This window comes from Vibrio sp. 10N.222.46.A1, assembly GCF_041473595.1.
Classification (GTDB): Bacteria; Pseudomonadota; Gammaproteobacteria; order Enterobacterales; family Vibrionaceae; genus Vibrio; species Vibrio tasmaniensis_A.
Genome location: NZ_JBFRSN010000545.1, coordinates 1 through 13031 on the forward strand (window position 1 = coordinate 1; position 13031 = coordinate 13031).

The following is a 13031-nucleotide window of genomic DNA, read 5'->3' on the forward strand; positions in this document are numbered from 1 at the left end:
ATCTTTTGAGTATAAAGGATGATTATAAAGACTCGTATTATTCGTGATTACTTTTTTTCGAGCATACAATGCTTCTTTAACCCTCATAGTATCAGACGTCTGTCCATCAAGAACCATTTCCAATACACATTTGGTATTGAGCATCACGGTTAGGTATTCAACATAGGAATAAGACGGTTTCTTGTCAAAAACAATAAAATTGCACTTAAAACCATCTAATGCACCTTTTATTTTCTGAACCTTTTCTTTCCTTCCTTTATCCACGCCGACAAAAGAAACATCGAAATCAGACGATTTTTCTATCTCATCGATGATTTTTAGTTGAGGCATAGGTAGGTAAATATGCTTAAAGTCATACTTTGCTGCATCACCTTCATCAAAAGTATATGTTTCAAAACCTTTTAGGTGGTGGTTCAGGCTTCCATCTGTGACATTTCTAAAAACAATCACCTTCCTCCCATCAATCTTTGATATCGACTTTATATCTCTCAGAGAATCGGTGGTGAATATGACATCGAAGCCATTTAGTGCCTTTATTTTTCGTCTTATGATCGCTCCATAAGCCTCATGATAGTGTTTTTTACTATAGAAAAATAAAAAGGAAACTAATTTAACTAGCCACTTACTTAGGAAAATATGATGCTTTTCATAATCAGACGATAGGACATCAATTTCTAGTTTTTCATACTGTTGCTTATAGCCTACGAAAACCAGTTTCGGTTTCAATTTATCGTTCATAAGGCAACCTTTTAAAAGACTCGACAATACTTCCTAATGCACTATTGGCTTTATTACCTTCAACTACCTTCTCGTAATAACTAACATACGCTGCAGCCATGACATTGGCATTGAATTGCTCTCTCGCGTATTCATTACAACGAGCAGATTCATAGGTGTCAGAATTTAAGATCCCTTCTACGAGATCTTGTTCACAGCTCGATAAAAGACCTACCTCACTAGAAACTAATTCCGGCAGTGAGCCATAAGGTGTACCAAACACTGGGCAACCAAAATACAAACTCTCTGTAATCGCTAAGCCAAACGGTTCATGCCAAGTCACGGGGAATATCAGACCTTTTGACTGAGTCATGATCTGAGATTTCGTTGTATCGTCCACCATCCCTAAAAAACGAACATGACGATCTAACGTTAACCTGAAACCCATTTTTAGGTTCAATCGATGGCCGCCCAACACATCAAGCTGCTGGCCAGCTTTCTTGGTAATATCAATGGCACCTTGAACATTTTTAACTCGCCACGCCGCTTTCCCAAGAAAATGGAAACGTTCTCGTTTCAAGTTAAAGTTAGGCTTTTGGTAGTTGTCCCAATTCAAGCCATTGTAAACATAAGCTTGTGCACCATGATTTTTTGCATGCTGAGATGAAACAAAGACGGTATTAGGGTCAATAGGGCCGTCTGAATTACCATGCTGCGTTAAAATGTAGGGATAAGAGATAGGCTCAAGATCAGAGTGGAAATGCACAACATCAATATCATTTGGAAGCTGACTTTGCAGTGGTACATTCGGTTGATACTCTATGACTCTCGCCCAATCACACTTTGTTCCTTTACCAGCGAGCAGCGTCACTCGGTGCCCGGCTAGGTGCAAAGCATAAACTAAGTCCCAAATGACTCGTTCGGTTCCACCATAATTCACCACAGGTAACGTGGCTCTTGTATACATTAGAATATTCATAATTACTTAATTTTTTAAAGCTTTACTTTAGCGACAACAGCTTGATGAACACACCCTGGAACAAATTGCTCTATTTCTCCACCATGAATAGCGACTTCACGAACCAATGTTGATGATAAAAAAGCAAACTCTTCTGAAGGTGTCAAAAACAGGCTCTCTAGTTCTGGTTTTAATCGACGATACATTGTCGTCAAACCAAATTCATACTCAAAGTCCATTGTTGTTCTTAAGCCACGCACCAAAATTGAGGCGTTTTGCTCGGTCGCAAAATCAACCAACAAACCGCTAAAACCTTCAACGGAAACATTAGGTAATTCATGGCAAGTTTCTCGCAATAAGGCCACACGCTCATCTAAGCTAAATAAGGTGGCTTTACTTGGGCTCTCTGCGACACCAATGACAAGTTTTTCAAACATACATGCGGCACGTTTAATTAAGTCATAATGGCCGTTAGTCACTGGATCAAAAGTACCTGGGTATATTGCTATTTTCATGACATTCCTTTATTCACTGGATGTTTTCTTGTTTTTCAATCGGCCTAATACACGGTCTAGCTGCTCAATCACCGATTCTGTAGAAATAAGAGCCATAAGATCTTTTCCTTTTACTCGGGTTCCCCATGGAAGCTCGTCAACCGCTTTACCGTGTTGCTCTTCAGCAATCTGTTCATAGACAGAAACCACACTGTCTAAACTATGGTAAGGCCCTGTTCGCATTGGGTTACTGTGCGCATACAAACCAATCACGGGGACACCTTGAGTCGTCGCGATGTGTGCAGGCCCTGAATCAGGAGCGATCACTACACTGGATTGACCAATCACTGCGGTAAGCTGCTTTAACGAGGTTGAGCCTACTAAGTTAATACAAGGTGATGTCATGTGCTGAGATATATTGTCAGTTAAATTGCGCTCTCTATCCGTTGGAGCACCACAAAAAACCACTTTAAAGCCTAACTGATAAGCGTGATCGGCGACAGCGGCATAGCGCTCAACTAACCAGTTTCTCTCATCTTTACTCGCGGCAGGGCTAATAACAATATACGGCTCATGCGCAAGCTCCATCGATAGTTTTTGGTCTTCATCAGACAAAGCAAGATCCCATGTCGGTATCTGCTTAGGACACCCCAAAAAGTAAGCAAATTCAGAGAAATTATCTAACACATGAGATGCGTCCGTTTTTGGTAGCTTGCGATTGGTAAAGAGCCACTGCCCCTCTTTGGCACGTGTCCAACTAAAACCAAGTTTTACTTTTGCCTTTACTCCGATCGTTAACAGGCTGGCTCTTAATGCAACTTGCATATGCAGCAAATAATCAAACCGAGTTGAACGCAGGGCTCTCCATACTTCTTTCATTCCTTTTAGGCCGCGTTTTTTATCAAACACTACAACTTGAATTCCAGGTATATCACCAAGTAATTGAGCTTCGATTTTTCCCATCACCCACGTGATCTGACATTCTGGATAGGTAGCTTGAATAAGTTGCACCACAGAAAGGGCATGACAAACGTCACCAATGGCAGATAAACGCAGAATACAAATAGATTTTGGAGCAGAAAGAGCGTTATTCATTGATCGATTCCAATGGCATCATTTCTAGAACAGCAGAAACAACGTTATCTGGCTTGATATCTTGAAGGCATGGCGAATAGACATCATCGCTAATTTGACATCTGTTTTTATAACAAGGGACGCAGTTACGTTCAGATTGCACAAGTCTAATATTGGCGACTCTTTGGGAGCTAACACCATTGCTGTATAAATTGTTCGTTACATCAATTGGCTCTTCATATGGCCAAGGTGACCACATGCTTGCTGGCGCTACGCTAATAATAGATACAATTGGGATAGAGTAACCTGATGCGAGGTGACCAGGGCCACTATCAGGTCCAACAAAACCATCACTGTGTTTTATTAATACAGAGGTTTGAGCTAATGATAATTCCCCCAAAACACTGACCAGTTGATTCGATTCAGGAACTTGGCTAATGATTTGTTCAACAATGGTCTCGTCTCGTTCTAATTTAGCGCCAGATAAGACAATATTATAACCTGCAGATATCAGACGATTGATGACTTCAACCCAATACGAGACTGGCCACTGCTTAATTTCGTTGGAGGATGGCGCATGCACAACAATGTAGTTTGATGGCAATCTCTTTTGAACCGCTGAAGGTAATAACTCTTCGGGAGATACAAGCCGTGCAATACAATTAACATCTATGGTATCCAGCATACGAGCAACGCGACTCATTTTATGCTCAAAGCGATGTTGTTCTTTAATGTAATGAGTATAAATTAACTTTTTAACCCAGGCGCCAGAAAGCGATTCATCAATTGCACCAAGTCTTTTCTTGCCAAAGATAAAACTATAGATAGCGGTTCTATCATTAAGCATTTCATTGACGACTAAATCATATCGACCATGCGTTTTTAAAATTCGGTAATAGTCCTTAACGGATGCTCTTGGCGGAATTTCAACTAAAGAGTCAACGTCTGGATTGGTACCAAAAACCATCTCCCCTCTAGCATTAACTAAAACATCTATTGTTGCGGTCGGAAACGCTTTTCTCAGACTATGGGTAAAAGCAGAGATCAACAAACTATCACCAATGCAATGAGTGGCAACAACTAATATTTTTTGGTAACTACATGAATCGTTCATTAATCTGTTCGGCGTTTGATATACTGTTCTACCAAGTATGCCATAAACTCCCCAATACGAGACAGTGATTCATGTTTACAACAAAGCAAATCCATAAAACAACGTACTGGTATAATCCTAAATTACTCACCGAAGACGTTGAATTGGCTTTTTCTGTGGATTATTGGAAGGCGAATCAAGCAATACTGGGGCACGCTCAAGGTAGAGGAACAACATGGTTTGTTAAGGGAGAAAAAAGCAATTTCGCTCTTCGACATTATCATCGCGGCGGCTTGTTTGGAAAGCTAGTTAGAGACAGCTATTTATTTACTGGATTAGAGAACTCACGAGCATACCAAGAGCTAATGTTACTTGAGCTTCTAGCCACACATAAAGTTAATGTCCCGACACCCGTTGCTGCGAAAGTTTCGCAAGAAGGGCTCGTTTACAAAGCCGATATTTTAATTGAAAAGATTTCCGACGCAGAAGACTTAGTAAAGATACTATCAAACAAAAAACTATCCGATTCCCATTTCAACGATATTGGTCATCAAATTCGAAAAATGCACGATGCCGGGGTCAATCATACCGACCTCAATATCCATAACATTCTCGTTGATAAAGCAGGCAAGGTTTGGATTATCGATTTTGATAAATGCCTAACGCAAACAGGTAATAGCTGGAAAGAGAGTAATTTAAAGCGACTTAAGCGCTCATTCGAAAAAGAAGTTCGATTAGGAAGGATTGATGCTCAGCACTTTGATTTTTCACAAATTGAACAAGGGTACAAAGTGAGTACCCTTGAGAGTCTATGATTTATTCTTCTTTCAAACCAAATAACTTACGAAGTTTCTTTTTCTTTTTATAGATATGCCCTCGAATCACTTCAGCAAGAGGGCGCTTGAAGGACACTTCTTTAGCTAAGCGTATTTGCTCTTCAAATGGTTTATCTCCGTGTTCTTCAAAGAACTGTTCCAACACCGTTCTCGCCCAGTCTTTTCGTCCACTCGTTGAATAATGATTGAGCCAAGCTTTCGCTGGTTCAATATTCACCTGTGTAGAGAGCGCTTCAGATAACGCAAACTGTTCTAGAGTGTGTGCCTCACACCCTTCTTGACGTAACGCTTGAATCAACACATCGGCATAATCAAAAGCTGATGTGTGTTTCCCGGTGATACCGATGACTGCCGACGCCCACATAACTGAGTCTGGATTGGTGCGGTAGACACTGCCATCCATAAGCTTTATATCTCTATCTCTGATATGTGCGTATTCATTGGTGCTTGGCAAAGTATTGATGTTCACTTCTGAGCAAAACAGTAACGCGTTTTTATCCGATATAGAGTCGAAATAAACGTTTGTTGGCACGTTAAAGTACGTATCTGTATCTAAAAAAAGCAGTTTATCTTCAGGACTCAACTCTAAATTATCACAAAGATATTTTAAGCCGCGGTTCTTGATTCTGAAGTGATAAGTATTGCCTAGACTCCATTCAGCCTTTTGAGCTGGCGATATCGGAAACACTTTAATTGGCATATTAGCGAAGTGCTCAGGCTCTTCTGCTAGAACAGAAATTTCAGGCCTAGTTCCATTTGCCTCAACCCAATTGGCTAAAAAAGACAAAATGCAAAATCTTGCGCCTTGATAGTAAGTTCTATCATTGCCATAAATGACAAATGTTAAGTGTTTTCTAGCCAATTCTGATTTCATAATTTAGTACTTCGTAATATTTTTAAAAAGTGCTTTGTGCTTGCTGCTGACATGGCTTCGAACATGAGTTCGGTATCCCTCTTTAAACCAACTTCTAACCGTCGCATAAAGTCCTGAGGTTCTACCACTCAACTCACTATCAAATGCACCGGTTTTACTGCCCTGACGAACCAAAGGTGGGTGTGTCCAAAAAATATTGTACTCTAATGTCGTTCGCTCATTACCAATATAACCATCAATAGGTGCGTCAGTTATATTGCTTTCCATATGCTCTACCATTGCACGAGCAAAACTAAGGTCATAAAGCAAACCACCAGTAAGCTTGTTCGTTTTACACAAGTACAGATGTTGATTTGGAACTCTTACTGATGCAGGTACTAAGCTCGATGCCTCTTCAATATTTACAAGATACTTTTCTTCACCACGAAGTTCATTTTGGAAAGCTTCTAGTTGCTCAATAAAATCGCTATTTAAAAAAGCATCATCTTCTAACACTAATACTTGTGGAATTTGTTCTTCTACGACTTTTTTCATCACTAAGTAGTGCTTATAAAAGCAAGACTTCTCAGGGAGCCTCAGGGAGTCGTCAAAAAAACCATTTCTAACCTCATCAGATAGATCATCGATATCACCAGCTAACATATATTCGTAATCAGTGATGCCCACTTCTGGCAGGTGCTTATCTATATGTTTTCTACGTTCTTCGTAGCCTTTGCTTACATGAATAACAAAAGTTTTGATCATGGTGATGTCTCAATATTGGTGGCTGAATGATGTATCAATTGGAGTGTTTGTTGTAACGCACCTTGATTCTGTTGAACTATACCATAGCCTATTCGCCCTTTTTCAATTAACTCTTTAGGCTTGGATAATGCACTGATCATTTGTAAAGCAAGCTCATTCTCATCGGCTACAACAGACAGTGCGCTCGAGTCGATCAATTGATTCGCCAGGTCTGCAAAATTGAAATAGCTCGGCCCTGTTAAGCAGTATTTTTGAAGCAGCGCAGGTTCGATGAAGTTATGTCCTCCTACTTTCTTTCCAAGTAGGCTTCCTCCCATAAAAACAAGATCGCTCGCAGAAAGCATAACCATAAGCTCTCCCATCGTATCCCCCAAGTAGACGTCGACATCGAGCGGTATCTCGTCAACAACTTCGGTTCGACGAACCAAAACTAAGCCTTGGTTTTTGGCCAATTCAGCAACTGAATCAAACCGTTCAGGGTGACGAGGCACTATCACTAACAGCAATTCTGGCCGTTGGATTTTGGCTTGTTGGTAAGCTCTAAAAATTTGTTCATCTTCGCCCGCATGAGTGCTCGCGGCGACAACAATCTGCCTACCCTGCCCCAAAATATCTTTAAGATGCTCGCCTTGTGCGATTACATTATTATCAATCGACACATCGTACTTAATTGACCCTGTGACAATGACTTTTTCGCTCGGCGCACCTAGTAACTCAAATCGAGATTTATCATCAGAGTGTACCGTCAATATTAAATTTAACTTAGAGATAGTCGGATAAATTAACGAACTCATTTTTTGATAATTACTGGCTGATTTTTCGGATAATCGTCCATTAACTAATATCATCGGAATATCATTTTTAGCAACGGTGTTAATGGTGTTTGGCCATAATTCCGTTTCAATAATGAGCATGTTATCAGGCTGAACGCGGTTGATAAAACGTTGAACACACCAACTAAAATCAATAGGCATATAACGATGGCTAATCGAACCGCTCATCTTTTCGACCTGCTCAGCGCCTGTACTCGTTGTTGTAGTGATCAGTATTCTTTTATCTGGGTTTTGTATCGCCAGTTGTTCAACTAACTTTTTACTCGCCAGCACTTCCCCTACTGAAACGGCATGAATCCAAATCACACCCGATTGTCTATTCTTAATAGGCGGTGTAAATCCGAAATGCTCTTTCCAGCGATGACCAAAAGGCGGTTTGTTTGCTTTGGAGCGATATAAGCCCCAAAGCAGAATAGGGCTAACAAGGAAAAGTAGCGCGGTATAGGCCCAACGAACGACGATGCTCATATAACGACCTTATTTATATTTTGCCTTGGGAAATAACATCAAACTGCTCAATAGCACTAATGACTCTACTCGGCATTAACTCAGTGAGGCACTTTAGGTGCTGCTTGGGACAAGTTCGTTCAAAGCAAGGTCGGCACTCAATATCGGTATTGATGATCGCCAGTTTGTTCGTTAGCGGAGGCGTATATTTAGGTGAACTAGAGCCGTAAACAGCCACGACATTACAGCCCACCGCAGCGGCCACATGCATCAGCCCAGAATCATTGCTAACGACAGTACGACAAGCCCCGATCAAGTCTACAGCCTGAATTAAGCTCGTATCTCCAGCTAAATTGAAGCAATGCTGCTGCATATTAACAGGGACTTGTTCGATTATCTTTTGGGTTACTTCACGATCTTTAGCCGAGCCAAACAACCACACTTGGTAACCTTGCTTTATCATCGCTGTCGCTGCTGTTGCAAAGTGATTATCAGGCCAACGTTTCGCAGGGCCAAACTCAGCACCAGGACATAAACCAAGGACAGGCCTTTGATTGTTTAAACCAAATTGCTCCATAGCCTCTTGTTGGCTGGAGTCAACAACTTGTAGGCTTGGAAAAGGTAATGATGACAATTCACCTAAACAACCACTACCCGTCATTTCAGCTTTAGGGTGCGCTAACGCTACATACCGCTCTAACATGTATTGAAACGCTTTTTTATTGGTTCTAACGTCATTAAGCAAACCAAAACGCATTTCACCTTTCCAGCCAACTCGTTCAGGAACGCGTGCAAACAGGGGAATTAAAGCTGATTTCGCGGAGTTAGGTAATACGTACGCTTTATCGTACTGTACTTCCCTCAACGATTTGCCGATCTTATAACGAGATTTCAGATCAAATTGCCCATGCCCTAGTGGCATTTCAAGAGCTTGATTGACTTGTGGCATTCTTTCCAAAATAGGCTTACACCACGCTGGCGCTAAAACATCAATTTTTGCGTCAGGATACTGTCTTTGCAACTCAATATATAAGCCTTGAGACATTACCATGTCTCCAACCCATGACGGGCCAATAATCAGAATTTTCATTTGTCTTGCTCGTTAATAGCGTGTTCGTTAATAGCTTGGCCAGATAGTCTAAAATATTCTTGAAGTGTTTTAATGCAAACCAATTTTTCTAGTTGTTCATCTTGGAAAGGAGCAAGGTATTTATGCGCATTTTTGATCATCTGTTCAGACTCTTTAGGGTTGTCTAAATAGTATTGAATTTTTTGCTCAAAATCCGACCAGTCATCCTTCACCTCTACATAATGTATGCCTGGCTGCAGAGTGCCTTCCATAAACCACGTTTCAAATTTCATTTTTGGAGTAACGACAAGTGAGTTTGAAGACATTGCCCATTTCAAGTTTGATGCAACATCGTTCCCTTCAAGGCAAATAATGAATTTGTATTGAAGCTGCTCTTCTACTGTCATAAATGGCTGTTGCCACTCTGGGTGTTGCTCTGAAGTATTCGATTGACCTGCATTCATCAGTGGATGACCATACAGAGTTTTCATAAAACGAATTCTATGTGGTTGAGTCACAGCACCACGAAATACGGCCATATTTTTTTTATCAGAAAAACTTAAGTTATCATCCACGAATCGGAAATGACGACGCTTATCTAATTTAAATAGTACAGAGTTACTATTGTTCCCATCAATCGGACGAGCTTTAAATAACGTTGGAACTGGCTCTATATGCGTTTCATCACCAAAATAGTAACTGAAACGAAAGTACTTTGGAAAATAATGAAGAAACTCTTTAAGATCAAAGAAATAAGATGTATAGCCTTTTCGAGAATAATTACTAATCTCGCAGTTTAGACTAGCCTTATCAAAGTCGCCGAGCCCTTTCACATAATAACTTACTCTGCTTTTTATATAGTCAGCTTGATCGGAATATGACTTTTCCAGCTTTTCAAACTGTTTTGAAAAATACAAACGAGGTGCGATAGAGAGCAAGGCATGTTTTAGATAATAAAATATCTTCATAGTTTCTCTTTATATTTTATTTTTACGTAATGTAACGAAGGCAAAGCCAGCAGCCATAGGCAAGGAATTATCAACAAAGCTCTAGAGGTAGACTCTGCCTTTAGAAATGAAGACGACAAGTTCCACAATAATATCCGTAATTTTATCAGATAAAGTGCCCTAGACACAGCCTCAAGTGATATCAACTTCTGTATTGAGAAGGACACATCTATACCTGACAGCTAGAGCAATAAAACGTGTTTCTTTGCCCGATTTTAAGTTCCTGAATCAGCTCTTCACAGTTAGGACACTGTTCACCAGCCTTACCATAAACCTGCAGCTCTTGAGCAAAATATCCCGGTTTTCCATCCGCTTGGGCAAAGTCTTTTAGCGTTGTTCCACCCTGTCTGATAGCCGTCGTGAGTACTTGCTTGATCTCTTTAGTTAACAAGAGCCACTCTTGTTTTGTAACCTTACTTGCAGAGCGCAAAGGATTAATACGTGAAGAAAACAGAGCTTCATTGGCGTAGATATTACCCACACCGACCACTACTTTGTTGTCCATGATGAACTGTTTGACGGCAACCTTACGCTTTTCTGCTTTCTCAGCAATGTAATCTGCGTTGAAGTCGTCAGTTAGTGGCTCAGGACCAGAACCCAGTAATACTGTATGTATTTCATCAGGCGCCGACCATAACCACGCACCAAAGCGACGCGGATCGTTGTAACGCAATATCTTGCCATTGGTTAGCTTAAGATCCACGTGGTCGTGTTTTGCTGGCGGGAAATCTGCGTCTAACACGCGCAGTGAGCCAGACATACCAAGGTGCACAATGGCTGTTCCGGTATCAGTTTCTATCAATAGGTACTTAGCTCGGCGTGAGATAGAGCGAATCACCTGCCCTTCTAATTTCTTAAGTTCTTGAGGGATATCCCAACGCAGTTTGGGGGTACGAAAAGTCAGAGTTTTAATCGTCTCGCCAACTAAATGAGGCGAGATCCCCATGCGGCTTACTTCAACTTCGGGTAATTCAGGCATAGTTAGTCGTCCGATTTAGGTGGTTTGTCTGATATAGATAGCTTGTCTGCTTTAAAGAGATGGTCTGATTTAAATGAATCTTCTGAGCCAAAGCTTGGAAACAAGTAACTCTCTTCAATAGACACCGCCAACCACTGATCATTCCAGTTTTTTAGCAACCAAAACTCAGCAAGCTGATAATAGGTAATACGCTGTGGCTCTTCTTGGTCTTGATACCAAACTTCAATGGTGTACGGCGTATTAAGCTGGGGAGTCAGGTCAGTATAAGTTTTAGCGTCGACTTCCGTGCCTACTAGCTGTTGCCAGCGTTGCGATAACTCTTGGGCACTCACACTTTGCTCTGAGACAGACTCTTTCATTTGATAAACCCAATGGCCGTCTTCTTGCACTACCGACCACTTAGTAAAGTGTAAGGCTTGAAGTTCTGCTTTTGGGTTTAAAAGATAAGGGTAAGGGCTGCTTGCCTGAAGTTCAGGCTCAGGTTCGATAAGGTACGTTTTGATCAATGTTGGAAGGTTTAGCACCCCAATAAAAGCGATCACGCTTAACATGAGTATGTTGTTCCATCGACGTCCACGATATCTCATCTGATTCTGCTCATCTAACCTATTGAGTGTTCAGTATATCGTGAAAATGGCGACACATTCTATCCTGAGTAATTTTCTATCACATAAGCTCATCGGCAAGTGTAACGTCTGTACGGTAGGTGCCAAATTGAGCCAATAATGCTTACCCTTATCAAAAACACTGGGGCTTCCCAAATTTTGGGCATAAAAAAACCCAGCTATAAGCTGGGTTTTTAATTTATTCTTCTATAAAAGAAGAGACAAAGGGGCTATCAATTACTTGATTTTAGCTTCTTTGTACATAACGTGCTGGCGAACTACTGGATCAAACTTTTTGATCTCAAATTTGCCTGGCATGTTACGCTTGTTCTTGTCAGTTGTGTAGAAGTGACCAGTTCCAGCAGAAGATACTAGACGGATTTTCTCACGAATGCCTTTAGCCATTGCTTAATTCCTCTTAAACGTTTTCGCCACGTGCACGGATATCAACAAGAACAGCATCGATGCCTTTCTTATCAATAATACGCATGCCTTTAGCAGTTAGACGTAGTTTAACAAAACGTTTTTCGCTCTCTACCCAGAAACGGTGAGTTTGTAGGTTCGGCAGAAAACGACGCTTGGTAGCATTGCGTGCGTGTGAACGGTTGTTACCCGTTACTGGACGCTTACCAGTTACTTGACATACTCGGGACATGAATGTCTCTCCAAATCGTTTCAGCTCGATATCAACCTTGGTGGCCGAACCTCTCTATCAATTCTGAAAATAGAGGTAAAAACCATAATGGAAAATCCATTCAAGGCTATCAAAGGTCGCGTATTATACTAACTTGACATGCATTGCTCAAGACCCGAACAGATCCTTTTTAAGGATTTCGTGATCTTTTTTTGAACAGGGCAGCTATTTGAGTAATCAGAGCTGATTTAAGGTTCTAAAATGTGGGCGGAATGATAGCAGATTTAACGCAACTAACAACCTAAAATGTGATTCAAATCCATCCGCGCTCTGCAAAAGAGATAACTTCGCCATCTCCAACGACAAAATGGTCGAGAATTCGGATGTCCACTAGTGCCAATGCGTCGGTTAATCTACGTGTAATTCGCCTATCTGCTTGGCTTGGCTCCGCGACACCGGAAGGATGGTTGTGCGCTAGGATTAAAGCGGCTGCATTATGATGAAGTGCCCGTTTAACCACTTCTCTCGGGTAAACAGATGCTGCATCGATGGTTCCTTCAAACATCACTTCATCTTTTATTACTCTGTTTTGGTTATCTAGGAACAGTATATAGAAGGCTTCTCGCTGGCGATCACGCAATATACTCGAAAGATACAACTTGGTGTG

General features: G+C 41.0%; 16 protein-coding genes. 1 reads left to right on the plus strand and 15 read right to left on the minus strand.

Going from position 1 to position 13031, the window contains the following annotated elements:
* From AB4496_RS15495 to AB4496_RS15515, 5 genes are all read right to left on the minus strand, one after another.
* Positions 1 to 738, minus strand: a 738-nt coding sequence (locus tag AB4496_RS15495; RefSeq protein WP_372131310.1) for a lipopolysaccharide biosynthesis protein, incomplete at its 3' end; no start/stop codon positions are given.
* A complete protein-coding gene (locus AB4496_RS15500; protein WP_009847968.1) occupies positions 728 to 1684 on the minus strand; it encodes a glycosyltransferase in 957 nt (318 codons plus the stop codon). The genes AB4496_RS15495 and AB4496_RS15500, both read right to left, overlap by 11 nt.
* A 26-nt stretch (positions 1685 to 1710) precedes the next feature.
* Entirely contained in the window at positions 1711 to 2190 is a 480-nt protein-coding gene (coaD, locus tag AB4496_RS15505) for a pantetheine-phosphate adenylyltransferase (RefSeq protein WP_009847969.1), read from the minus strand.
* Between the two features lie 9 nt (positions 2191 to 2199).
* Complete coding sequence (locus AB4496_RS15510) at positions 2200 to 3264, minus strand: glycosyltransferase family 9 protein (RefSeq protein WP_009847970.1); 1065 nt, start codon at positions 3262 to 3264, stop codon at positions 2200 to 2202.
* Positions 3257 to 4357, minus strand: coding sequence for a glycosyltransferase family 9 protein (locus AB4496_RS15515; RefSeq protein WP_032555300.1), 1101 nt, complete (start codon positions 4355 to 4357; stop codon positions 3257 to 3259). Before AB4496_RS15515 ends, AB4496_RS15510 begins: the two co-directional genes overlap by 8 nt.
* Before the next feature lie 71 nt (positions 4358 to 4428).
* Between AB4496_RS15515 and AB4496_RS15520 the strand changes: the two genes are divergently transcribed.
* Entirely contained in the window at positions 4429 to 5151 is a 723-nt protein-coding gene (locus AB4496_RS15520) for a 3-deoxy-D-manno-octulosonic acid kinase (RefSeq protein ID WP_009847972.1), read from the plus strand.
* A gap of 1 nt (position 5152) precedes the next feature.
* On the opposite strand, the gene AB4496_RS15525 is transcribed toward AB4496_RS15520, so the two are convergent.
* From AB4496_RS15525 to radC, 10 genes are all read right to left on the minus strand, one after another.
* Positions 5153 to 6046: a hypothetical protein gene (locus AB4496_RS15525; RefSeq protein WP_009847973.1), complete on the minus strand. Its 894-nt coding sequence runs from the start codon at positions 6044 to 6046 to the stop codon at positions 5153 to 5155.
* Positions 6047 to 6049: 3 nt separating this feature from the next.
* Entirely contained in the window at positions 6050 to 6790 is a 741-nt protein-coding gene (locus tag AB4496_RS15530) for a glycosyltransferase family 25 protein (RefSeq protein WP_009847974.1), read from the minus strand.
* The gene (gene waaA / locus AB4496_RS15535) at positions 6787 to 8091 is read right to left on the minus strand and encodes a lipid IV(A) 3-deoxy-D-manno-octulosonic acid transferase (protein WP_009847975.1); all 1305 of its coding nucleotides are present in this window, start codon (positions 8089 to 8091) and stop codon (positions 6787 to 6789) included. The genes AB4496_RS15530 and waaA overlap by 4 nt, the downstream gene beginning before the upstream one ends.
* A gap of 13 nt (positions 8092 to 8104) precedes the next feature.
* Positions 8105 to 9160: a lipopolysaccharide heptosyltransferase II gene (waaF, locus tag AB4496_RS15540; RefSeq protein WP_009847976.1), complete on the minus strand. Its 1056-nt coding sequence runs from the start codon at positions 9158 to 9160 to the stop codon at positions 8105 to 8107.
* Entirely contained in the window at positions 9157 to 10107 is a 951-nt protein-coding gene (locus AB4496_RS15545; RefSeq protein ID WP_009847977.1) for a glycosyl transferase family 90, read from the minus strand. Before AB4496_RS15545 ends, waaF begins: the two co-directional genes overlap by 4 nt.
* Before the next feature lie 208 nt (positions 10108 to 10315).
* Positions 10316 to 11125: a bifunctional DNA-formamidopyrimidine glycosylase/DNA-(apurinic or apyrimidinic site) lyase gene (gene mutM, locus AB4496_RS15550; protein WP_009847978.1), complete on the minus strand. Its 810-nt coding sequence runs from the start codon at positions 11123 to 11125 to the stop codon at positions 10316 to 10318.
* Positions 11126 to 11127: 2 nt separating this feature from the next.
* Positions 11128 to 11676 (minus strand): hypothetical protein, encoded by a 549-nt coding sequence (locus tag AB4496_RS15555; RefSeq protein ID WP_009847979.1) that lies wholly within the window; start codon positions 11674 to 11676, stop codon positions 11128 to 11130.
* A gap of 291 nt (positions 11677 to 11967) precedes the next feature.
* Positions 11968 to 12135, minus strand: coding sequence for a 50S ribosomal protein L33 (gene rpmG / locus AB4496_RS15560; protein ID WP_002535344.1), 168 nt, complete (start codon positions 12133 to 12135; stop codon positions 11968 to 11970).
* A gap of 13 nt (positions 12136 to 12148) precedes the next feature.
* Positions 12149 to 12385, minus strand: a complete 237-nt coding sequence (rpmB, locus tag AB4496_RS15565; RefSeq protein ID WP_004728407.1) for a 50S ribosomal protein L28 — start codon at positions 12383 to 12385, stop codon at positions 12149 to 12151.
* 292 nt (positions 12386 to 12677) lie between these two features.
* The coding region (radC, locus tag AB4496_RS15570) for a DNA repair protein RadC (protein WP_372131312.1) at positions 12678 to 13031 on the minus strand (354 nt) is incomplete at its 5' end.

What these genes read in the sequence shown, in the direction of transcription:
- AB4496_RS15500 (WP_009847968.1), bottom strand. Translation starts at nt 1,684, where the DNA reads ATGTATACAAGAGCCACGTTACCTGTGGTGAATTATGGTGGAACCGAA.
- coaD (WP_009847969.1), bottom strand. Translation starts at nt 2,190, where the DNA reads ATGAAAATAGCAATATACCCAGGTACTTTTGATCCAGTGACTAACGGC.
- AB4496_RS15510 (WP_009847970.1), bottom strand. Translation starts at nt 3,264, where the DNA reads ATGAATAACGCTCTTTCTGCTCCAAAATCTATTTGTATTCTGCGTTTA.
- AB4496_RS15515 (WP_032555300.1), bottom strand. Translation starts at nt 4,357, where the DNA reads ATGAACGATTCATGTAGTTACCAAAAAATATTAGTTGTTGCCACTCAT.
- AB4496_RS15520 (WP_009847972.1), top strand. Translation starts at nt 4,429, where the DNA reads ATGTTTACAACAAAGCAAATCCATAAAACAACGTACTGGTATAATCCT.
- AB4496_RS15525 (WP_009847973.1), bottom strand. Translation starts at nt 6,046, where the DNA reads ATGAAATCAGAATTGGCTAGAAAACACTTAACATTTGTCATTTATGGC.
- AB4496_RS15530 (WP_009847974.1), bottom strand. Translation starts at nt 6,790, where the DNA reads ATGATCAAAACTTTTGTTATTCATGTAAGCAAAGGCTACGAAGAACGT.
- waaA (WP_009847975.1), bottom strand. Translation starts at nt 8,091, where the DNA reads ATGAGCATCGTCGTTCGTTGGGCCTATACCGCGCTACTTTTCCTTGTT.
- waaF (WP_009847976.1), bottom strand. Translation starts at nt 9,160, where the DNA reads ATGAAAATTCTGATTATTGGCCCGTCATGGGTTGGAGACATGGTAATG.
- AB4496_RS15545 (WP_009847977.1), bottom strand. Translation starts at nt 10,107, where the DNA reads ATGAAGATATTTTATTATCTAAAACATGCCTTGCTCTCTATCGCACCT.
- mutM (WP_009847978.1), bottom strand. Translation starts at nt 11,125, where the DNA reads ATGCCTGAATTACCCGAAGTTGAAGTAAGCCGCATGGGGATCTCGCCT.
- AB4496_RS15555 (WP_009847979.1), bottom strand. Translation starts at nt 11,676, where the DNA reads ATGTTAAGCGTGATCGCTTTTATTGGGGTGCTAAACCTTCCAACATTG.
- rpmG (WP_002535344.1), bottom strand. Translation starts at nt 12,135, where the DNA reads ATGGCTAAAGGCATTCGTGAGAAAATCCGTCTAGTATCTTCTGCTGGA.
- rpmB (WP_004728407.1), bottom strand. Translation starts at nt 12,385, where the DNA reads ATGTCCCGAGTATGTCAAGTAACTGGTAAGCGTCCAGTAACGGGTAAC.